At 38.5% G+C, this 22,609-nt stretch carries 15 protein-coding genes; 8 read left to right on the forward strand and 7 right to left on the reverse strand.

The features are described from left to right. Positions 1-29: 29 nt before the first annotated feature. The 3 genes from V7L20_RS31075 to V7L20_RS31085 all read right to left on the reverse strand — a co-directional run bounded on the left by V7L20_RS31075 (position 30) and on the right by V7L20_RS31085 (position 2,461). Complete coding sequence (locus V7L20_RS31075) at positions 30-1,763, reverse strand: Nif11-like leader peptide family RiPP precursor (RefSeq protein WP_334747770.1); 1,734 nt, start codon at positions 1,761-1,763, stop codon at positions 30-32. A gap of 113 nt (positions 1,764-1,876) precedes the next feature. Further along, positions 1,877-2,011: a hypothetical protein gene (locus tag V7L20_RS31080; RefSeq protein ID WP_334747771.1), complete on the reverse strand. Its 135-nt coding sequence runs from the start codon at positions 2,009-2,011 to the stop codon at positions 1,877-1,879. Between the two features lie 243 nt (positions 2,012-2,254). Continuing rightward, positions 2,255-2,461 carry a bacteriocin gene (locus V7L20_RS31085; protein WP_334747772.1) on the reverse strand — a complete coding sequence of 69 codons (207 nt, stop codon included), beginning with the start codon at positions 2,459-2,461 and terminating at the stop codon, positions 2,255-2,257. A gap of 230 nt (positions 2,462-2,691) precedes the next feature. On the opposite strand from V7L20_RS31085, the gene V7L20_RS31090 reads away from it, so the two are divergent. Further along, positions 2,692-3,252, forward strand: a complete 561-nt coding sequence (locus tag V7L20_RS31090) for a hypothetical protein (RefSeq protein ID WP_334747773.1) — start codon at positions 2,692-2,694, stop codon at positions 3,250-3,252. Then, a complete protein-coding gene (locus V7L20_RS31095; protein WP_334747816.1) occupies positions 3,237-3,596 on the forward strand; it encodes a S8 family serine peptidase in 360 nt (119 codons plus the stop codon). Before V7L20_RS31090 ends, V7L20_RS31095 begins: the two co-directional genes overlap by 16 nt. A gap of 89 nt (positions 3,597-3,685) precedes the next feature. Here the strand turns inward: V7L20_RS31095 and V7L20_RS31100 are convergent, their stop codons facing one another. From V7L20_RS31100 to V7L20_RS31115, 4 genes are all read right to left on the reverse strand, one after another. After that, positions 3,686-4,474, reverse strand: a complete 789-nt coding sequence (locus V7L20_RS31100; protein WP_334747774.1) for a response regulator transcription factor — start codon at positions 4,472-4,474, stop codon at positions 3,686-3,688. A gap of 76 nt (positions 4,475-4,550) precedes the next feature. Next, complete coding sequence (locus tag V7L20_RS31105; protein ID WP_334747775.1) at positions 4,551-5,972, reverse strand: sensor histidine kinase; 1,422 nt, start codon at positions 5,970-5,972, stop codon at positions 4,551-4,553. A gap of 144 nt (positions 5,973-6,116) precedes the next feature. Next, positions 6,117-6,311 (reverse strand): hypothetical protein, encoded by a 195-nt coding sequence (locus V7L20_RS31110; RefSeq protein WP_334747776.1) that lies wholly within the window; start codon positions 6,309-6,311, stop codon positions 6,117-6,119. Between the two features lie 1,269 nt (positions 6,312-7,580). After that, complete coding sequence (locus V7L20_RS31115) at positions 7,581-8,960, reverse strand: AAA-like domain-containing protein (RefSeq protein ID WP_334747777.1); 1,380 nt, start codon at positions 8,958-8,960, stop codon at positions 7,581-7,583. Between the two features lie 1,026 nt (positions 8,961-9,986). Between V7L20_RS31115 and V7L20_RS31120 the strand changes: the two genes are divergently transcribed. The 6 genes from V7L20_RS31120 to V7L20_RS31145 all read left to right on the forward strand — a co-directional run bounded on the left by V7L20_RS31120 (position 9,987) and on the right by V7L20_RS31145 (position 22,402). Further along, the gene (locus tag V7L20_RS31120; RefSeq protein WP_334747778.1) at positions 9,987-12,290 is read left to right on the forward strand and encodes a TOMM precursor leader peptide-binding protein; all 2,304 of its coding nucleotides are present in this window, start codon (positions 9,987-9,989) and stop codon (positions 12,288-12,290) included. Between the two features lie 451 nt (positions 12,291-12,741). Then, positions 12,742-13,026 carry a hypothetical protein gene (locus tag V7L20_RS31125; RefSeq protein WP_334747779.1) on the forward strand — a complete coding sequence of 95 codons (285 nt, stop codon included), beginning with the start codon at positions 12,742-12,744 and terminating at the stop codon, positions 13,024-13,026. Between the two features lie 100 nt (positions 13,027-13,126). Next, positions 13,127-14,254 (forward strand): amidohydrolase family protein, encoded by a 1,128-nt coding sequence (locus V7L20_RS31130; protein ID WP_334747780.1) that lies wholly within the window; start codon positions 13,127-13,129, stop codon positions 14,252-14,254. A 115-nt stretch (positions 14,255-14,369) separates the two neighbouring features. Further along, positions 14,370-14,927 (forward strand): hypothetical protein, encoded by a 558-nt coding sequence (locus V7L20_RS31135; protein ID WP_334747781.1) that lies wholly within the window; start codon positions 14,370-14,372, stop codon positions 14,925-14,927. A gap of 203 nt (positions 14,928-15,130) precedes the next feature. Then, positions 15,131-16,507 (forward strand): radical SAM/SPASM domain-containing protein, encoded by a 1,377-nt coding sequence (locus tag V7L20_RS31140; protein WP_334747782.1) that lies wholly within the window; start codon positions 15,131-15,133, stop codon positions 16,505-16,507. A gap of 84 nt (positions 16,508-16,591) precedes the next feature. Continuing rightward, positions 16,592-22,402, forward strand: coding sequence for an AAA family ATPase (locus V7L20_RS31145; protein ID WP_442943665.1), 5,811 nt, complete (start codon positions 16,592-16,594; stop codon positions 22,400-22,402). The last annotated feature ends 207 nt before the right edge of the window (positions 22,403-22,609 follow it).

Consider the following 22,609-nt stretch of genomic DNA (forward strand, 5'->3'; position numbering starts at 1 on the left):
TTCGATATAGTTGCTATCTGCAAATTTCTTCAATCAGCTACTTGTGCAATGCGACCTTTAAGATTTTGGGCTTTTTGTTGTAACTGCTGGAAGTAATCCGTTTCTTTATCATCATCTTTGAGGGTTCGCGCTTTCATTTTTTGCGCTTTTTGTTGCAATTGCTGGAAGTAATCAGTCTGTGTGATATCAGCTACCTGACGTGCCTTTTTCGCTTCGTCGATTTCAACGTTCAGTTCCATCACTTGCTGTTTTAGCTTTTGCTCTCGTGCCTTTACCTCTTGGGCCATTTGCAGGAAAACGCGCACTAGTTGACCAATATCATCATTGGTGTCAGACACCTTAGCTAACTGATGAGTATCAAAATCATTCTGCTCTACCAGGGATTGTGCTGCTTTTGTAAGCACACGAATCGGTTTGGCAATACTTTGCGCTAAAATCAAGGCGATGATTGCGGCGATCGCTCCTACTCCCAGTAAGCTGCGGCTGTTCTGCCAAATCAGTTCATTTAAGGGAGCATCAAACTCTGCGTGGGCTTTGTTCACTCCCAACACCCAAGGTTGCTCTTGTAAAGGAGCAAAACCGATCATTTGACGCGTCTGCTCGATTGGAGAATAATAGCTGGTGTGACTTGTCTGTTTAGCTCCCACGATCGCAGCTGCTAACTCTGGAATGTTCAAGCTTTTGATTTGCTCAACACCATAAAGCCTGTCAGTTTCGCTCTGCTGTTGTTTGTTAGCTGGCAAGCGGACTAGGCTATGATAAAGCAGCGATTTATCAGGGTGGCTGATAATGACTCCACGCTGGTCAACTAAGAAGGCATAACTTTGAGAGCCAGCCTGCAACGCATTTACAATCGCCCAGATGTCTGCTCCCTTGATTTTTAAAACCGCTACACCAACAATTTTGCCGCCCTCAGACCGTACAGGGTTGGAGAAGTAGATGCCTGGTCGGCCATTTGTTGTACCCAGTATAATGCCAGAGACGTAAGGGCGTCCCTGAATGCTCAAGTGGAAGTATTCACGAAAAGCGTAGTTTTGAGCAATGAATGTGGGGTCGGTGGCAGCAAGGCAGCGCCCCTTTGTATCTATGATATAGACAGCATCATAGTCGGGGTTGGAGCGAAAGACGTTATCAAGCGTTCGTTGCATCGAAGAGCGGAAGGCTGCTTGCTTCTGAGGATTAGTAGCAGCCAGAAAACCTACTACATCCTTGTCAGTACTGACTTGGACTGCAACACGCTGGATGTCGATAATTAGCTGGTCGAGGCGACTAGCGTTACTGGTGGCTAAGAGTTCCAGTTTGCGGTATTCGCTCTCCTCCGCACTCTTTAGGCTTTCTTGGAGGTTGTGATAAGTGGTGAAGCTCATCGGTATAAGGGCAACACAGAGCAGTGCTACCGAGAGTTTCGTTCTGATAGACCAGGCAGAGGGGTTAAACAACCGACGCAAGAGTTTAATTGAGCCGATTTGCCCTAAACTCGACCATACCTTGGGCGGTGGTTGGTAAGGGACAACCTTTAGCCCACCTGCGTTCACGAAGTGTCTCCTTTGGAGAATCGCATCTAGCTCTGCATCACTCATACTATCACTTGATTTTGAGATTTTTGCTAAAGCAGCTTCCCATTCTGGCAATGTAAAACTATAGCCAGCAGCTAGTACAATTTCTAAGCGTTGCTCATCACTGGCAGCATTTTGCAGTTGCTTTTGCAATAGTTCATCTGTGGCTACCTGCTCGTAAAAGGTTCGTGCGCTTTCAACAGACATACATTTTAAGAGGCTATTAAATCAGTTGCCTCAATCCCAAAGAGTAGCAGAGACTACTGCTACTCTTTAGGACTGCTTCGCCTTAACAAGAACCTTTAAAAAGGCTCGGCTCGTCAATTTTGCCAACCAGAATGCAGTAAGATAGGAGATTGAGCATCCAAAACACTGTTTAAAGACTCAAAATTGTCGGTTCCTTTGTTGGGAAGCAATTCTTTCTCTAAAGCAGGGGAATTAATTGTTTGGCTCATATTACACCTCTTGCTAGGGCGTAAGCAGATTTGGGTTCATCCTGCCAGCTATCTAACCAATGGATGCGATCGCTTCATTCAATATAAGAGAAGCTTGAATTACCAGTTACCATTAACTCGACTTGAGTTTGGTAAAAAAATTTCTCAAAATCAAGATGTCTGAAAGTTATTCTGCTTTATTCCATAATCAGGTTTATGAAGATTCAGACATTGAGTTTTAAGATATTTAATAATTAAATAAGTTTATAAATGTTTATCAAGTTTTTTCCCTATATCAGAAACTAAACCTTTGCCCTCTTTGTAAACGTCAGTAACAAAGTCCTTAGCAGCGTCTACTACTTTGCCTAGTTCTATACCACCGGAAACCGAAGTAAGCTCCTCATCAGATAACTCATTAGATTGCTGTTGGGAATCGATTTTCTTTTGGGGATCAATTGGATTGTTTGTCATGGTATGTTTTTCCTTTGGATTTTTTGGTTTAATTCATTGAAATACTATAGGTGACTAAAGCTAATTAATCAGTTTTGTTTTCATCAAGTTTATCAACTTTTTATTTGAACAAACCGAAGGTTGAGATTGATATCTAATAAATTAGAAAATTCAAAAGCTAAATACAATGCACAATATTTGTGTAAAGCTAACAAATTTTTTTATATGGCTACCTACCATCTAATGTTAACGTGCTAAAGGATTATGCTAAGGCTGATACCACGGATGAGGGTCGCGCCTTATTGCAGATCATCCATACTGTGGCTCCAGGGGCTAACTTAGCATTTCACACAAGCTTGAGTACTACGGATTCTTTCGGTCAAGGCATTCAGGCTCTAGCGGCTGCCGGGGCAGATATAATCGTGGATGATTGGAGTTACGTATACCCTGCGATCACTTCTCCTGATGCACCTTTAAACCTAGTAGATTTGGAGCCTCCAGACGGGCCAATTAACCAAGCGATTAACGTGGTAGTTAACCAGGGGATTTCTTACTTCACTAGTGCTGATAATAATTATCTTCCCGCCGATAGCCAAGTACCTGGTATCCCAATATACGGGCATCCAAATAACCCAAATGCACTGACCATTGGAGCAGTGTACTACGGGAACGCAAAATCCTACTCCAGCAAAACGTTCGATGTTGTTGTAAAGCAGGGGCAGCTAGAACCATTCTCTTCCGAAGGCATCCCAGATTCTTTCAAGCCAGATGTTGTGGCTTTGGATGGGCTAGCAAAATTTCCTTTGACTTAGGTGGAGGTTCCCCTCTTGGTGCCAACCCCGACTTCTACACCTTCTTAGGTACTTTGGCATCGGCTCCTTTCACTGTCGCAGTTGCAGCACTGTTACTAGAGGCTGATCCAAGCGCAACACTTACAGAAATCTATGATGCTTTAAGAAATACGGCTGACAGATATTCGTCAGGCTTCGACTCCAAACTTGGCTTCGGACTGATTCAGGCAGAGGATCGTATTGTAGCAGTGGGTGTGGAACCCAAACCAGTCCCCGAACCTTCTGCAACTTTAGGCTTGCTAGGTGTCGGTGTTTTAATTGTTGGTTTGCGCCTGAAACCCCTTAGCAAAAGTTTAAGACTATAGTTAAGCCCACTCAGAGGTGGAAATTCAAAGCTTTTAGTTTGAGCAGCAAACGGGTTTTCCGATTACTGAGGCGCTAGTTCAGCTTTTAACTACTGGATGTGCTGCGCCTTGCGCCAAGCTTGGGGGGTAGTCCCGTGATACTGGCGAAACTGACGAAAGAAATGACCCTCATTCTGATAGCCCACAGCCTCAGCAATCTGATTTGCAGACTGGTTAGTTTCTAAAAGTAAAGCACGCACTGCTGCCATCCGGCGCTCGACAATCCAATGATTCACTGGTTTTCCTGTCTGGCGTCGCACTAGGTCGGTTAAGTAAGCTGCGGAGTAACCTACTGCTTGGGCTACATCGCATAAGGTAATCGATTGATAATAATTGGCTTCGATAAAGTCAAAAACCTCTTTTAGCTGAGGACAAGTAGGCAAGAGGGACTGCGGATCTATCGATTTGGTGTTAGTACTTTGTGGTTCTGGAACTTGCTGGGACTGAGCAACGTAGCACTGGCGCATGGTTACTTGTTTTTTTAATCGGGTAGCGATCGCTTCCAACAATTCTTCTACTGTCGAGGGCTTGGTAAGATAATCATCAGCTCCCAAATTCATCCCTTGACGAACCTCGGTTTTAGTAGATTTGGCACTGAAAAAAATGAAGGGAATTGTTGCTGTTAAAGGGTTTTGGCGCAACGTATTCAAAACACCATAACCATCTAGTTCTGGCATCAAAATGTCGCAAAGTACCAAATCAGGCAAGTGTTCTTGTGCTTGCTGAATGCCAACAAGACCATTTTCCGCAGCGATCGCTTCAAACCCTTCTGCTTCTAAACTGTCTAAAAATATATCTCGGCTTTCGGCCTCATCTTCAATCACTAGAATTTTGGTCATAGTGCCCTTTTGATGTTAAGTGTTAGATAAGTTATGAATATTCATAGACTTTCTGACTGTCCTGTTGCAGAGATTGTCACTGCATTAACAAGGCAATTGTGAATGTAGTACCTACCCCAATCTCGCTAGCAACAGAAATTTGACCACCATGCAAGTCTACAAGCTTTTTAACAAGTGCTAATCCCAATCCATTACCTGGAATATTGCCGACGTTCGTACCGCGATGAAATGGCTTAAATAGCCGTTGTTGATCTGCTACAGAAATGCCAATTCCTCGATCCTTGATCTGGAAAATTACTTCTTCATCCCGACGAGAAACTATCAAATCAATCGTGCTGCCGTTTGGAGAATACTTGACCGCATTTGAGAGCAAATTCCTAAGAATAGGCTGTAGCAATTTTTGATCTACACAGACTATACAATCACCTTGACTAATTAAAGTAACTGTGTGGTGAAGGGTCTTTGGTGACGCCGATATTGGGAAGCTATTGTGTTGTCCATTGTTGGAGCAGAGACTTCCTTTGCTCGATTCTCTCTTGGGAGACGCGGCACGAAAGGGGGATTCTCTCGGTAGTAGCAAGTGGTGTAGTTCTTCGCAGGAAGAAATCTCAAAAGGGACTCCCGGCATCAAGCAAGTGGCGTTGCTTTCGTTCAAATTCATTTCTGCCAATATGTCACTGCACAATTGGATCAAGTTAATTGGTTTTGCCTCAAACTTGAGCTTTCCTGTTTCTGCTCTACCGTTGAGAAAAATTTCATCCATCAATTGGCTGATTTGTTCAACTGCTATTTCCAAGCGTTGCAAGTATTGTACTTTTTTCTCTTCAGTCCATCGATGAAGATGACGTTTCAGTAAACTAGCAGACAGTGAGATAATATTTAACGGAGTCCGAAATTCATGAGAAAGCATAGAGAAAAAGTGCGCTCTATACTCAGTGAGTAGTTTTTCTTGTTCTAAAGCCATCTCTACCTGCTGGCGCAAAACTTTCTCGCGGTATAATTGCTGATTAACGTCTCTTAATTCAGCTATAAGCTGTTGCACTTTGTACTCTAATACTTCATTAACCTTTTGTAAGACGATAGACTCCTGCTGGCGTTGACTGATATTGCGGATTAAGATACAGCCATATTCGTTAAAGTTATATTCTAAATAGATAATAGTAATTTCTACGGTAAAGGTCTGATCTTCCTTAGTTCCATATAAAGATTCAAAGTATAGGTAGCCCTGCTCTTTAATAGTTCTCCAATGCTTTGACCAGACTGCTGGCGAAAAGTCTGGTTTGATGTCGTACATAGTCATAGAGAGTAATTCTTCACGAGAATATCTCACCAAACTACACGCTGCATTATTAGCGTAGAGAAACTTCGCATCTGGCTTTACCCAGAAAACTGCATCTTCCATATCAACAATTACGGACTTAGTGTGCTGTAACTTCTTTTCTAGTAGCAGTCTGATTTGAAAGTTATTTTGCTCTAAAAAGCGGTTGCTAATAACCATAGTTCAAGTCACTAAATTACTAGATAAGCTTTGAAAAATGAGTTTTTATCACTAAGCTGCTGGTTGCATCTGGTCTCATACAACTTTTGTGGAATCGAACCAGAATTGCCATTTCCTGCAAACTTATGGCAGCATTTCAATCCTTTAAGTTAGGCTTTGTTTTCTCAAATTCATCAAAAGCGCCAAGAAACTCCATCCCCTTGTGGGTGGTCGAGGTTGCTCCTGTCGCCGCTTGGACATTGGTAAGTCTTCCTCATGCTCCATGTCCGATTCCCTATGCCCAAAAACTTCATCCTTTTGTGGGTAGAGTTTTTCATACTTGTAACCTATATGACTCATATCTGATTTATGAATAAGATTTCAGATCAAACCTTGATAAAACGGGCTTTTGAGTCTCAGTATGTTTTCAAAAATCAAATCAGAATCCTATATGTAATTTCAATACAGCCCCTATTTGTTTCTCTTGCTACTGCAACTTGTTTTACGCAAATATCTAATTTCGGTTACAAAACTTTACTTAGTTTTTTAAGCAAAAGTCAGTTTTTTGCTTGTGATTGCTTATAAGGGAACTCCAAAGCGATTTCTCTTAAGATCCTTACTTAATAGTGATATCTTTACGGAAATCTGCCAGAGACGGACTTAGGCATGAGTTACGGAATAACGTAGACGCTGCATTGGCTTGCCACAGGCTACCGCAGAAGCGCACAGAAGCCAGTGCGCCCTTGCGGTTAAGAGACTTGTTCGCTCTTAGCGTTCCTGTAGGGTAGCAACTGGCGCGACATGGAGAAATCAGAGTTTAAGAGATATTTCGCGTAAGTCCTATAGATAACTCGCTTAAAGGCATCGCCATTGTAAAGAGCATAAAGCGCATTGGCAATCTCATTCATGTCACGTTCCTGATCCAGAATTATTTCTAACTCTGGTCGAACTTTATAAACGAACTAGTGCCATTTTGCATCCATTCCTGCACCCTATTGCAGAGTCGGTTTAGTTAACCACCCGTCATTATGCTAGTCTTCTGCAATGATAATTTTGTGTTTTGGATAACGAAAAAAGTGATGTGCATTATTATTTATGTTAGTTTCCTCTTAGTCTGTGAAACTCATAAAACTCATTCCAAAACTCATAGAAAAATTTATAATAAATAACATCCTTAAGTAGGAATGGCACTAAGATAAGCTGTAATCTCATTTCACAAAATCTTGTGCTGGCTGACCATGTTGTGCATAAAGTGATGCGAAATCTTCATCCTGATAAAAGACCCCAAGTTCATCACGTAGTCGCATATATAAATTACCTTTTAGAAACGCAGCTTTGGCTATACCTACCGTTTCATCAGGAACGCCTCCAAAGGTATTTCTTCTAGTTTATTAATAATTGAGGCAGCTAACTTAATTTTCTTTCCACCATGTATTACACGGGGAGATACATTTATGATCTCCATGTAATATACGAAAAAGCCGGCTTTTCTATGTTAAGTAATATTTCGCAAACGGTATCCTTCCTTTGCAACATACGTTTTAATCACACGCTCACCCAAGTCTCTTGAGGCAAACATTGGCATTTAGTTATACAATACTATTTATCCAGTATACCTGAGTTTGTGGTTCAATTACTTGAAAATCGCTGTAAATGTTGCTGCTGCTGTTTTGTAAAAAATCGTCGATACAATTCACAATTTGCGATCGCTTGAAATCCAGAAAGTTTAATCAGCCCCATACTGCTTAACTTGTGAGTAAGGATGGGATCTAAAGGAATAGCTTCATTGGCATTCAGAACGGTATCAAAAGCTTGTGCTAACTCAGGCTGTTTTTGCAAGGTTGCCCAGTGACGCTGTAAGTGATAAGAATAAATTCTCCAAGTAGTGGGAGCAGTTTCTAGCAGTTGCGACAGAGTTACCTCCTCTCGACTTAGATGATAGAGAGCTAAGTGTACTAATGCCGGATGCCCCCCGACCATTGCCATTAATTGTCTGGCTCCTTCCCCATCTAACCAATTAATCCTGTAACGTTGGGCTAACTGCTGCACCTCTTCTTGGCTGAAATTGTCTAACTGAATCGGTAAACCTACATTGAAAGGAGACTGATTAAGTTCGAGAGGAACATAAATATCTGTTGAGTGAACTACAAGCAAACGAAGCTTTTGCCAGATGGGTATTCTTTTCGCTTCTTCGTACCAAGAACGTAACAAAGGTAGAAAATCCTTGACCACTTGAGGATACTCGAAAATATGGTTCACCTCATCTAATGCCAAGATTAAGGGAGTATCAATTGATTCTAGTAAATATTCTTGGAAATAGAGGGTACAGCTAGTTTTACTTCCTATATCTTCATCCCAGTACTCGTCTAACATCGGTTGACGCTGAAGCTGGCGAGCAATATTGGCACACAACCAGCGCAAAAGTTGATTCAAGTCGCTTAGAATTGCCTGCTCAACTTGTTCTAAATTCAAGCTAATAGTGCAGTAACCTTGGCGGTTGGCATAGTCAAGAATCCTCAGTAGCAGTGAAGTTTTGCCCATTTCTCTGGGAGCTTTAATCCTGATTAGCGCTCCTGGTTTCTCTATTTCTTGATAAATTTGCTCCTGAAGCAAAGAACGTTCAAGGTAAAAGGGAGAGTCGAGAGGAACTGAGCCACTGGGGTAGCAAGGTGACGTATCTTGGTTAACTGTGGGGGAAAATCGCGTCAGTTCTTGTTTCAAAGGTTTTGTATTTGGTGGTGCTTTAGTGATGACATAAGACTCTAGCAGCACCCGACAATTTTTCTTGGTCATGCGCTGACCAATGATCTTAGAGAGTCGCTCAAACAACTCTGGGGCAACAACATTGGTAAAGTACCCAGGACTGTAACCAGCCTCTATAGCCATTTGGTTATAAGTTCTATACTGCCAAATGCCACGCAGAATCAGGTTTTCTGTGGAGTTAAGAGGACGATTGTGGCTGTCAATTAACAGGCGATCAACAATCTCAAAGAGACAATCAAGGTTCATAAAGATTACAGGCAAATGTCACTAAGATAAAACAAAAGGCAGACGGCTGCTATGCTGAAGGAAGTTAAAGGAAGAAATTTTTAATGTTCTACCATCACAAGCAAATTAGCGCTCGTGGACAGGTTCCATCACTCTGCTAAAAGAAAAATTAAGTTCGATTTTCTAACTTTAGATGTGGCCAGGGATTAAGAGTTTATTTCTTAACCAAATAGTTAAAATCAATATTTTTAGAAAAGTCTTATACTACAAGGATTCTATATTATTTATCATGAGAATGATAGAAAAATGTTAAGTGGTTAATCAAAATTCATTACATTTTCCAGAAAAATTGTTTGATAAGCAAAACTAATTAATAAATAGGAGAAGCAATACGAAAGCTCGTACTATAGCGGTATACATTTGGATGAGATACGAACTTGTGTACTATGGCATTGGTGAGAAGTTAAGTCGGATACCATTTGTTAACAAGCAATAGTACTTAAATTATTGCGAAAATCAGGGTCGGAAACACAATTTTTGAGCAGGCGATGCCTATGGGGGCTAGCCTACACGTCATCTTGATACGCATCATTCATTGGTGTCCCAGAGTTCAGTACAACAGTTAACTTAATACCTATACCCTTTAGAAATTTATAGCATAATTTCTAATTGACAAAAGTAAAATTATGTATTTATATCCTATTTATTATGTTCTCTATACTCAGTTTTAGACTTTGACCACCTCCATGACTCTTGGCTTCTAGCGTCCCTTTCTCTGTGTATTGTTTGAGCAGTTTATATATAAAACTTGGGGCAACTCTGAACCGCTCTGCCAATTTACGTTGAGATATAAATTCGCGTTTATAAGTTTCCGTAATTTTCCGCCGCAAATCTATGGAGTATGCTTTAATTGGTAACAAATTTTACTTTAGATTGTCTCTCACTCAAGTGAAAACCGCTATAAGATATGCTATTCGCTCGCTTTTACTGAACCGTATTACGCTAGAATCCCACTGTAATTAGTAAATAAATAACTAATAACGATCAATGCAACCTAAACCCCAATTCAATCCTTGTTACTCTGTTGAAACTATAGAAACAGATAATGTATTTTTGTTGTCAGAGAGAGAAAAAGTCTGGTTAAGGGATCGCCTTTCTTATAGTTTAGCCGCTTTAATCGATGGCGATCGCAATATTGACGAAATAATAGATACCATCCAACAATCACTACTGCAAGAGTCAAAATCTTTACATGAAGCTACCACCTTCTTCCAAGAAGTTCTCAATATAAGTATTAAAGCCCAATATGCTTTATTACAAATGCAACAAAAGGGCTATCTTGTTCGAGAAGATAACTCTCTTCCATCGTACTTAGGCATATTCTGCCATCATCTCAATATTTCTCCTACAGTAGCCCATCAAAGATTGCAATCGACTAAAGTAGCAGTCAAAACATTAGGTTCAGTTGCTGCATCTGACTTGATTGCTGTGCTTGAATCTCTCCAAATTCAAGTAGCAGACGAAGGTGATTTGACAGTAGTTTTAACCGATGATTATCTCAATCTTGAGCTAGGTAAGTTCAATCAACAAGCATTAAAATCTCAATCTCCCTGGATGCTAGTTAAGCCATTAGGGACAATAGTCTGGATCGGCCCTTTATTCAATCCTCAGAAAACAGGTTGCTGGAATTGTTTAGCACAGCGTTTGCGAGATAATAGACCGATTGAAGGGTTTATTCTGAGACAGAAGCACATTTCTTCCCCTTTAGCTCCTCCTTTGGGTTTTTTGGCATCTACAGTACAAACCGCTTTAGGAATGACAGCCACAGAGGTGTTTAAGTGGATTGTCCAAGGGGAAAATCAACAATTGGAAAGTAATTTGATTGCTTACGATGCGATCGCACTGCAAACTCAAAATCATAGCTGGGTGAAGCGTCCTCAATGTTCTAGCTGTGGAGAGATGGTAAGGTTAACCAACAACCCCTTACCTGTTGTTTTAGAACACCGCCAGAAAACCTTTACCGCCGATGGAGGACATCGTTCTTGTTCGCCACAAGAAACTCTCAGGAAATATCAACATCATATTAGTCCCATTACTGGCGTTGTGCGAGAACTAAATAAAATTCCTGGGAATGGATTAACTCATAATTATATTGCCAAACATCATTTTCTCAGTATTTTCGACGATTTAGCAAGTTTGCGCCAAAATTTGGGGGGTAGAAGTGCAGGTAAAGGTAGGACTGACTCTCAAGCTATGGCTAGTGGTTTTTGCGAAGCGATTGAGCGATATTCTGGGGTGTTTCAAGGGGATGAAATTAGAGAAAAAGGTAGTTACCAACAAATGGGGGATAAAGCGATTCATCCCAATGTTTGTATGAACTTCAGCCAACAGCAATATCAGACTAGAGAACAATGGAATGGTGAGTGTCAAAGCTGGTTTCAAAAAGTCCCCGAACCTTTTGATGAACAAAGAGAAATTGACTGGACTCCCGTTTGGTCTTTAACCCATCAGGAGTTTAAGTATCTACCAACAGCTTACTGTTATTATGGCTATCAACCGGACTATAAACCCGACTGTTGGGCTGATTCCAATGGATGTGCGGCGGGAAATACTCTTGAAGAAGCTATTCTGCAAGGGTTTATGGAGTTAGTAGAACGGGATGCTGTTGCGTTGTGGTGGTATAACTCTCTGCAAAAGCCGCAAGTGGATTTAGATAGTTTCGACGATCCTTATTTTCAAAGCCTGAAACAATATTATCAAACTATTAATCGAGAAATTTGGGTTTTAGATATTACTAGCGATCTGAATATTCCTGTATTTGCTGCTGTTACTCGAAGAAGCGATCGCTCTGTAGAAGATATTGTGTTGGGTTATGGCGCTCATTTCGATGCCAAGATTGCTATTAGTCGAGCCTTGACTGAAGTTAACCAAATTTTACCCAACGTTTTATTTGCCAAAGCTGATGGAAGTACTCAATATCCTCCATCAGCCGATCGCTTGGCGGTAGATTGGTGGAAAACCGCAACTTTGAGCGATCAACCTTATTTAGTTCCAGATAAGAAAATTGCTGCTAAAGTCAGTGGCGATTATCACGAAATGGCAAGCGACGATTTACTCGAAGATGTCAAGCTCTGTCAACAAATCGTTGAGAACAATGGTTTAGAAATGGTGGTTTTAGATCAGACTCGTCCCGATATTGGACTGAGAGTTGCCAAGGTAATCGTTCCGGGAATGCGCCATATGTGGAAAAGGTTAGCACCTGGACGGCTTTATAAAGTTCCGGTGAAAATGGGTTGGTTGCAAGAACCACTGACAGAAGAGCAACTCAACTCTTTTCCTATGTGGATGTGACGTTCTATACTACGAAAAATATTAGTTTCTTGATTTGATATATCTAGGTTTCAGCCATACTAAGCTTGCGGATGCGTGCGGTGCATCCTACTTTATATAGCAATCCTAAATCATAAGCCCTACGGGCACGCTATGCGAACGTGAGAATAGAGAAATCTGGTTTCTTAAAAAACTGGGTTTGTGGCACTTGGAATTCTCATAAATCAAATCGAATTGTTATATAATTTTTGAGATTGAGATATTTCATGTCTATTTTTGTGAAATGGAATCTTCGATAAAAGAAAAATATTTGATAAACAAGTATCATTTTTACATGAGTTTTTACATGAGTTTTTACATGAGTTTTATGGATTGTTGTTTAGCAAATTCTAAATAACAATACTAACAAGACGTATAAACAACAATACTAACAAGACGAAAATGCCTAATATTTAAGATTCATTGAAAAATTATGCGCTCGAAAGTAATATTGGCTTTAATTCCTATTTACTTTCTTCTTGGTAATTGCAAAAATGACGATTTAGAAGCAGCTAAGTCATTTGCTACTTTATCTCAAAGCCTAGCAAGTGCCAATAAGCAAATATCAACTGATATTTATGATTCCTGCGCTCGATCTGCAAGTTGGGAAGCTCTGGGAACAACTGATAGTCGAAAAATTATGCAAGACCAATTGGATGTGTGCGATCGTATTTACCGTCCGAATTTACAAAATACCGAAATTGCTGGTAGTAGATAATCCACCAAAAGATGTCTGAAGCTACGAAAAAATTTTATAGTAATCAGACTTGTAGCGTTACGCACCGACTCCCAATTTCGAGCCAGATTGATTAAAGATCATGCTAAACGGATATGCGATTATTGATGCGGATTCCCACGTTATTGAATCTCCCAGTATGTGGGCTAAGTATCTCGAACCGGAATTTAAACAGTTTGCTCCCTCAGCAGACATGAAAATTCAAGGTGAAGACATTGTAAAAAAAGTCTCTAGGCAAGTTCGAGATCAGGCGAATATACAGATGATGTCAGCTCATCCTAATGCTTATTTCCAAGGCTACAATGTCGAGTCTCACGTTCGAGAGATGATGCAGATGGGGATCGATCTGGCATTCCTTTATCCAACTTATGGATTGTGGCTTTGGGCGATCGATACTATGCAACCGGAAGTTGCTGGCGCTTTTACCCGCGCTTACAACAATTGGTTAAAAGACTTTTGCAGCTATGATGCAGATAGGTTGAAGGGGGTAGGAGCAATTAATCTGCACGCACCAGAGTCAATGGTGCATGAGTTGTATAAAATTGTCGATTTTGGCTGGAAAGCGGTGTTTTTACGCCCTAATCCCGTCAAAGGAAAACTATTGAGCGACTCCGCTTACGAGCCTTTTTGGAGAGAATGTGAACGACTAGGAATAGCAGTAGGCATTCACGAAGGGACTCACAGTCGTTTGCCAACTACTGGAACAGAAAGGTTTAACACTCGTTTTGCTACCCACGCTTGCTCTCATCCGATGGAACAGATGATGGCTTTATTAGCCTTGATTACAGGAGGGGTATTAGAACGTCATCCAAAACTGAAAGTGGCTTTTCTGGAGTCCGGTTGTGGCTGGCTTCCTTACTGGCTGTGGCGACTGGATGAAGAATACGAAAATTTACATTGGGAGGATACAATTCTTAATAATGTCAAAATCAAGCCATCAGAGTATTTTCGCCGCCAGTGTTTTATTGCCATTGAGCCTTCAGAACCATTACTGGCTCAGGTGATTGAATATATTGGCACCGACAACTTAATCTTTGGTTCGGACTATCCCCATATGGATCATAAGCCGAACATCGTTGCAGAAATGGTAAAGCTTGAGGAAAAATTATCAAAAGAAACTGTACAAAAGATTCTTTGGGATAATCCTTGTCGTTTTTATGGTTTGGAGAAAACGGAAAATGACAAGATTAAAATAGAAAAAAACAAATAATCAAATAATAAACTATTTTTATTGTTTGATTATTCATTAAATGTTTGTCTGTAACAAGAGTAAAACATGCTTATTTTGATCGTAAGATTAAGTTAAAATTTAAGGAAGGATTATCATGATAGGAACAAAACAGTGGATATCCAATTGTCAAAAGCTTATATCAGATGAAAAAGATAATAGAAATCATAGATACTTTCAAACAATATTGATCAAAGGTAAAAAAATTTCTCAAATCATTTCTTATATATGGCTTAATCAGGATGAGGAAGCTGCAAAAAAATTAGATGGATATTTTAAAAGAGGTAAAGATGAAGAACTGAAGAAATTGTTATTCGCTAATGATCCTGAAACAGATGAATACAAATTACTAATTAAAGTTTTTAAAGAAGAAAGATTTCTTCCTATTTTTGATGAAGATGATAAACAATATTTCAAGTTTAGAGTAACAGTTGATAAATTTGAAGGTAATCTCAGCGATCCTGGACCTAGTGATGAGGAGGTACTAACTATGACAATTCCCTATCCTCCACGTCCAAATATCTTTGATGATTCTAGTCAAAACAAAGTTACTCCTCTTGATAAATCTCAGTTACAAGAGTGGTTAGACCAAAATCCGGAAGAAAAACCCTACTTTTATGAAGATAACCCTTACATTCCTACAACTACTTCTTGATTTAGATAAGCTAAAGTTTCATAAACTCAAGCTCATCTGAAATATTCAGGTTTTCAGTAGTTTATAACTAGGCTTTCAGGCAAGGTCTTCTAGATTTCAAACATCTTAATTTTATGAAAGTATAAATTGCTAAAGACCCACCCGCACCTAAAACAAGGGTGGCTTTTTTTCATTGGTGCTATCTAAAGCTTTACGAAAAAAATATGATTATCAAAGATACTCAAAAGCTTTTACCAATTCAAATCCGAGACAATTGGCAAATGTCGGATATGGTGCTGGAAATACCACCTCATGGTATTCCTTTACACTCAAAAAGTGTAGAAAGACTCGTGGCAGCAGTAAAATCTAGAAAGAAGGTAGTTGCTTTCAGACCTACTCTACCTGTTTTATCAGAATTGGGTTTACCTCAATATCCAACCCTAGCATATTTGTATCCCCAGGAATTAAGTAATATCTGGAGCCAGTTATTGCAAGAATTTGAAAATACAAATCAGGGAATTTTTGGCATTCCAACACCCTTGACTATTATTTCACAGACCGATCTTGACGAACAGTTACATTACTTTGCAGACTATTATGGCAAGGTTGTAAAACCCTCTTATGTTAGGGCAATTGTTGGAAATACCTGCAATCTCAAATGTGTGATGTGTCCGTATCATAGTTCTTTGCTCAAGCCAACACATACAACAGATTTCTTCACAGGTAATAATGCAATGTCCTGGGAGATGATGGAAAAACTAGCACAAGAATGTGGAAAACAGGGAATAACGATCTTAATTGGCAGTGTGGAGGAGCCATTGCTTCATCCTAAGATTATAGATTTTGTCCGACTTTGTAGACAACAAGGAGTTCCTAGAGTTCATATAACTACCAATGGTCAACTGCTAAATGAAAGTCGAGCCATCGCATTATTAGAAGCAGGTTTAACCAGTATTGATATTAGTATCGATGCTGCTGAACCCGATACTTACTTAAAAATTAGGGGCGCTAATCTCAACCGAGTTGAATCTAACGTTATCAATTTTCTGCAACTGCGCGATCGCTTGAGAATTCCCTGTGAAGTGAAGACATCATTTGTCAGAAATCAGGATGTTACTATCGAAGAAGAACAAAAATTTCGAGAACGTTGGCTATCAAAAGCAGATAGTGTTTTTGTTTTGAACTTAGCTGAATATAAAGAAACTAATATGCGTCTTAGCAAGATTAACGACGCTCTGCAAGATTCGCTCAAACATTATATTCAGAAAGCGCAAGGGAGATGGGCTTGTCTGTTTCCCTTTATGGAAATGGCTGTTTTGCCTGACGGCAGAATATACTACTGTATTGAAACCTTATTTAGACTTGGTTTTGATCAAGATATTGCTAGTCTGGGAGATTACAATAAACAAACTCTGCAAGATATTTGGAGTGGAAGTTTATTTAATCAACTTAGAGGCGATTTAATCCTTAATCAGTTGGATAATAGATCGGCTTGTAAAAACTGCTATATGTGGAAGTCACAAGTTATTAACAAAACTTCTAAAAATAGGTTTCAAGTTACCACTACTATGGTAACTGAGATTTATCAGAAAAATTACTAAATTAAAAGATAAAATTAAAAAAAATTTAGGCACTTCAGAATTGAGAATAAAACACAAAAAAATTGTAGTTATAATAATTTTTTTATGAAGACTATGAAAGATTATCAAATTATTCAAAAAATCTATGAAAGTGCTAATTCATTAGTCTATCGAGCCATTCTCAAGCCCGAGCATCAACCAGTTATTTTAAAGATTCTTAAAGAAAACTACCCGACTCCCTCAGAATTGACTCGATACAAGCAGGAATATGAAGTGACCCGCTCTTTAAATACCGATGGAGTTATTAAAGCGTACAATTTGCAGCGATATGAAAATAGTTTAGTCATGTTTTTAGAGGATTTTGGTGGTGAATCTTTAAAATTGTTAATGCTTGAACGCCAATTTACTCTCAAAGAATTTCTCTATATTGCTATCAAAACTACTGAAAATTTGGCTGATATTCACGCTGCCAATATTATCCACAAAGATATTAACCCCTCTAATATCGTTTATAACCCAGAAACCGAACAACTCAAAATTATTGACTTCGGCATTTCCACTCGTTTATCTCGGGAAAATCAGACAGTTGGCAATCTTGATCGCTTAGAAGGAACTTTAGCTTATATTGCTCCAGAGCAAACTGGAAGAATGAATCGAGGAATAGATTACCGCAGCGATTTTTATTCCTTGGGTGCTACTTTCTACGAATTGCTGACTAATCAACTACCTTTTGCAACCACTGACTCTATAGAATTAGTTCATTGTCATATTGCTCAACAACCTGTTCCCCCACATGAACTTGTAGAAACGTTAAATTTAACGTCTCAACCAGTACCTAAGGCTGTTTCAGACATTGTGATGAAATTGTTAGCAAAAACCCCAGAAGAACGATACCAAAGTGCCTGGGGAATCAAAGCCGACTTGGAAACCTGTCGCGCTCGCTTAGAGAGTTTAGGGCAAATTGACGAGTTTTGTTTAGCAACTCAGGATATTTGCGATCGCTTTGTCATTCCTGAAAAGCTTTATGGTAGGGAAGAAGAAGTCACACAACTAATAACTACTTTTGAGCGAGTCAGTCAAGGTAGCAGTGAGATAATGCTGGTTTCTGGTTATTCAGGAATTGGCAAATCTGCCTTGGTTAATGAAGTTCATAAACCAATATTACGTCAGCGAGGATACTTTATTAGCGGAAAATTCGATCAGTTGCAGCGAGATATTCCTTATGCGGCGATCGCTTTAGCTTTTCAAGACTTAATACGACAGTTACTTACCGAATCTGAAGCAGCACTACAAACTTGGAAACGAGAACTTTTAGCAGCCTTGAATCCTAATGCTCAGGTTATCATCGATGTCATTCCTCAGTTGGAGCAGATTATCGGCAAAGAGCAGCCAGCCGAGCAATTAGGAGCAACTGAGGCTCAAAATCGATTTAACTTATTCTTTCAAAGATTTATTGGTGTTTTTACCAAAAAAGAACATCCCTTAGTTATCTTTCTAGATGATTTACAGTGGGCGGATTTAGCATCTTTAAAGTTAATTGAGTTATTAATAACTGATCCTGACAGCCAATATATATTGATAATTGGGGCCTACCGAGATAATGAAGTTGATGCAACTCATCCTTTGATACAAACCTTAGAGCAAATTAAAAAAGACGGTGCTAGGGTCAACAATATCTCGCTGCAACCATTAGAAATCGAATATATCAATCAATTAATTGCTGATACTTTAAATTACTCGATAGAAAAATCAAAATCTCTAGCAGACTTAGTTAATAATAAAACTCAAGGTAATCCCTTTTTCTTAACTCAATTACTCCATTTTTTGTATAAAGAAAACATTTTGTCATTTGACTATGATAAAAATTGTTGGCACTGGGATATTGAAGAAATCAAAAGAGTAGGGATAACTGATAATGTCGTTGAACTAACTATCAACAAAATTACTAGACTAAATGAAAAAACTCAAAAAGTTTTACAATTAGCAGCCTGTATTGGCAACCAATTTAGTTTAGAAGTTATCTCAGTTGTCAACAATAAATCTCAAGTAACTACAGCTAGAGAACTTCAGCCAGCATTAGAAGAAGGCTTGATTTTATCTCTAAGCAATGACTATAAAATACCTCTACTTTGGAATCAAGAAGAAATATCAAAAAATACTTCAGAAATATCTGATGCTTTTACTCCAAAAATTTCTAACTATATTCCCTATAAATTTTTGCATGATCGAGTTCAGCAAGCAGCCTATGCTTTGATTCCGGATGATGATAAACAATTAGTTCATTTGCAAGTCGGTCGTTTACTTCTAAAAAATATTCAAAAAGATCAGTTAGACGAAAATATTTTTGCTATTGTTAATCAATTAAATGAAGGACATGAACTAATTATCGAGCAATCTGAAAAATATGAATTAGCTAAATTAAATTTGCAAGCTGGGAAAAAAGCAAAAGCCTCAACAGCTTATCAGCCTGCTATAAGATATTTAGAGATTGGGTTAAGATTATTATTATCAAATAGCTGGCAGCAAGAGTATAAATTAACTTTAGAAATTCATAAAGAAACCTTAGAATTACTTTACTTGAGTGGACAGTTTGAGCGAGTTAAAGAGTTATCGATAGTTATTATTCAGCAAGCTCAGGATGTTCAAGATAGGGTAAAAGTTTACGAGTTAAAAATATTATCATATTATGCTCAACTTCAGCAAAATGAATCAATAAAAATTGCTCTAGAATTTTTAGCAGAATTAGAGATATATATTCCTCGTAAAATAGATGAGATAGAGAAGCAAATTAGTCAAGAAAAAGAATATCTTCAAAAAGAATTAGAGAATAAATCTATTGAAGATTTAGCAGAACTGCCTAATATGTTTGCACTAGATAAACTTGCAGCTATATCAATCCTACAGCATATTACTACTTCTATTTCAACTATAAATTTTCGCTTATTTATTTTAATTATATTAATTCAAATTAATCTTTGTATTAAATATGGTAATCCTCCCCAAGCTCCTAGCATTTATAGTTGTTATGGAATGCTATTGTCAGGAAAAATTCAGGATATTGATTTAGGATATAAATATGGTAAACTTTCTATCAACTTACAAAATAAGTTTAATTTACAAAAATTAGAAACTTTGGTAGTGCATGTATATTATGGAATGTTATGGCACTGGAAAGAATTTTTAAGAAATAAATTTGTCCAAGAAAAATTATTAAGTAATATTCAAAAAGGTATAGATACAGGAAATAATGAGTATGCTTGCTATATAGCAATTAGCTACTGTTTAATAAAATTTTTTCAAGGTGATTTTTTACCAGAAATTGAAATCAATTATCAAAAATATACTCAATTATTGAAAAAAATAAAACATGATTACTCTATTGTTTACATGGAAATATGTAAGAACATTGTAATAAACTTACTTAACAAAAATGATCGACGTTTTTATATTATTGGTACCAATGAACAAGAAGAAAAAGAAGGTTTAAGTTTTCTTACAAAAAGTAACAACGAATGGTTACTTTTTATTTTTTATTTTGCTAAGATAATAGTATTTTTTTTCACAAAAAAATACGGACAAAGTGTAGATTGTAGCATTATTTCATATAAATATAGAAATGCTTGTGCTTCATATTTACCAACACCACAACATAATTTCTACTCTTCTATCTCTTTCCTATGTTATTATCCTAATTGCGCTTTAGAACAGCAAAAAGAAATATTAGAGCAAGTCGAAAAAAATCAAGAGGATATGAAAATATGGGCTGGTCATTGCCCCGCTAACTTTCAAAATAAATACGATTTAGTAGAAGCAGAAAAAGCGCGAGTATTGGGAGAAAATTGGCAAGCTCAAGAACTTTATGAAAAAGCAATTCAAGGTGCTAAAAAATATGAATTTATTCACGAAGAAGCCATAGCTTACGAACGCGCAGCAGAATTTTATCTCTCTCTGGGTAGAGAAGAAATAGGACGACTATATCTAAGAAATGCTTATCATTGTTACAGTCGCTGGGGTGCAAAAGTCAAAGTTCAAGCCTTAGAATTGGAGTATCCGCAGTTTCTAATGGATATAAACGACCGAAAAGAAAACCAAAGTATTAATACAACTGAATCTACTGCTAGTACAAATCCTCAAGCCCTTGATATCGTCACAGTTACCAAAGCTTCTCAAATATTAGCTAGTGAAATTAAACTAGACCAACTGCTGGCTAAGTTAATGAAAACAGTAATTCAAAATGGCGGTGCTCAAAAAGGCTTTCTGATACTAGAAAAAGATCATAAATGGGTGATTGAAGCTGAAGGGATAGTAGATTCTGATGACGTGACTCTACTGCGATCGCCCAAGGGGCGGCTCCCTGTGGGAGCATCGCTTCCCATTGACTGTATAGATGGCGATACGCAGACATCTATCCTACCAGTTGCGATCGTTAACTATGTTGTCCGTACTCAAGAAAATGTAGTTCTTAATAACGCTACTGAAGAAGAACAGTTTATCCGCGATCCCTACATCGTCGCTACTCAACCAAAATCGATTCTCTGTACTCCTTTGTTACATCAAGGCAAACTAAGCGGTATTTTATATTTAGAAAATAATTTAACCACAGACGCATTTACCAGCGATCGCATTAAAGTTTTAAGAATTCTTTCTGCTCAAGCTGCTATCTCCATTGAAAATGCCCGTCTCTACGGACAGTTAGAAGATTATAACCGAAATCTAGAGCTGAGGGTAGAAGAGCGCACTCAAGAACTCTCACAAACCCTAGAAATTCTCAAAGCCACCCAAGCCGAACTGCTCTTTGAAAACGAGTTACTTAAAAGTGCTGACCAACCCTCTACCTTTGACTATCAAGTGGGAGGAAGTTTGCCGATGAATGCTCCCACTTATGTTGTGCGTTCAGCAGACCGTTATCTCTACAAGGCGTTGAAGCGCGGGGAATTTTGTTACATTCTCAATCCTCGGCAGATGGGCAAGTCAAGCTTGATGGTACGCATGATACACCATCTCCAGCACGAGGGATTTAGCTGCGGGGCGATCGATCTAACCCGCATTGGTAGCGAAAACGTCACGCCTGAGCAATGGTATAAAGGCTTGACAGTAGAGCTATGGCGAAGTTTTGGTTTACTAAGAAAAGTTAATTTAAAAACTTGGTGGCAAGATCAAGGAGATATTTCTCCAGTACAGAGATTGAGTCAATTTATTGAAGAAGTTTTGTTAGTTGAAGTTGCTCAAACAGATGATGCTGTTTCTAAAAAACTGATAGTTTTTATTGATGAAATTGATAGCTTCTTGGGTTTGAATTTCCCAGTTAATGACTTTTTTGCGTTGATTCGCTCTTGCTATAATCAGCGCAGTATTAATCCAGAGTATCAACGTTTAACCTTTGCTTTTTTTGGAGTCGCTAGGAGTAACGACTTAATTACTGACCACCAAAGAACGCCTTTTAATATCGGTCAGACTATTCAATTGGAAGGCTTTAAAGAGCATGAAGCACAACCTTTACTTCAGGGATTGAGTGAGAAAGTGAGAAATCCTCAAACAGTTTTAAAAGAAGTATTAGCCTGGACTAGTGGCCAGCCTTTTTTAACTCAAAAGCTTTGTAAACTCATCCGCAATTCTTCCTCTCCTATCCCTACCAACAGAGAAGCCGAATGGGTTGAAAATTTGGTGCGAAGGTCGGTAATAGAGAATTGGGAATCACAGGATGAACCAGAGCATTTGAGAAGCATTCGTAACCGCCTTCTTAAAAGTAAACAATCGGCTCGGCTACTAGAACTTTATCGACAAATTTTGGCTCAAGGAGAAATTGTTGCAATTGATAGTCCAGAAGAAAGAGAATTACTTTTGTCAGGGCTAGTAGTCAAGCAACAGGGAAATTTGAGAGTCCAGAACCGGATTTATGAATCTATCTTTGTTTGATTGACAGCTTATCTTAGTGCTGTTTGATTCATATTCCTTTTCAATAGAACAATCGCAAGTATACTTGAAATCAGAATTTGAGAAGAATTTTGAACCATAAATTAAGAGAGAGTTAACGCTATTTCAAGCAACACAGCCGATAGTAAAATAAATCTCTGCATCAAATAATGTGTTATTTTAACCCATTCTCAATAATTCTTTGTCATC

Source organism: Nostoc sp., assembly GCF_036916735.1.
GTDB lineage: Bacteria > Cyanobacteriota > Cyanobacteriia > Cyanobacteriales > Nostocaceae > Nostoc.

Excerpts from the sequence above, each read along its gene's own strand:
- V7L20_RS31105 (WP_334747775.1), bottom strand. The coding sequence starts at position 5,972 with ATGGTTATTAGCAACCGCTTTTTAGAGCAAAATAACTTTCAAATCAGA.
- V7L20_RS31140 (WP_334747782.1), top strand. The coding sequence starts at position 15,131 with ATGATTATCAAAGATACTCAAAAGCTTTTACCAATTCAAATCCGAGAC.
- V7L20_RS31110 (WP_334747776.1), bottom strand. The coding sequence starts at position 6,311 with ATGAGTCATATAGGTTACAAGTATGAAAAACTCTACCCACAAAAGGAT.
- V7L20_RS31075 (WP_334747770.1), bottom strand. The coding sequence starts at position 1,763 with ATGTCTGTTGAAAGCGCACGAACCTTTTACGAGCAGGTAGCCACAGAT.
- V7L20_RS31100 (WP_334747774.1), bottom strand. The coding sequence starts at position 4,474 with ATGACCAAAATTCTAGTGATTGAAGATGAGGCCGAAAGCCGAGATATA.
- V7L20_RS31115 (WP_334747777.1), bottom strand. The coding sequence starts at position 8,960 with ATGAACCTTGATTGTCTCTTTGAGATTGTTGATCGCCTGTTAATTGAC.
- V7L20_RS31080 (WP_334747771.1), bottom strand. The coding sequence starts at position 2,011 with ATGAGCCAAACAATTAATTCCCCTGCTTTAGAGAAAGAATTGCTTCCC.
- V7L20_RS31125 (WP_334747779.1), top strand. The coding sequence starts at position 12,742 with ATGCGCTCGAAAGTAATATTGGCTTTAATTCCTATTTACTTTCTTCTT.
- V7L20_RS31085 (WP_334747772.1), bottom strand. The coding sequence starts at position 2,461 with ATGACAAACAATCCAATTGATCCCCAAAAGAAAATCGATTCCCAACAG.
- V7L20_RS31135 (WP_334747781.1), top strand. The coding sequence starts at position 14,370 with ATGATAGGAACAAAACAGTGGATATCCAATTGTCAAAAGCTTATATCA.
- V7L20_RS31130 (WP_334747780.1), top strand. The coding sequence starts at position 13,127 with ATGCTAAACGGATATGCGATTATTGATGCGGATTCCCACGTTATTGAA.
- V7L20_RS31145 (WP_442943665.1), top strand. The coding sequence starts at position 16,592 with ATGAAGACTATGAAAGATTATCAAATTATTCAAAAAATCTATGAAAGT.
- V7L20_RS31120 (WP_334747778.1), top strand. The coding sequence starts at position 9,987 with ATGCAACCTAAACCCCAATTCAATCCTTGTTACTCTGTTGAAACTATA.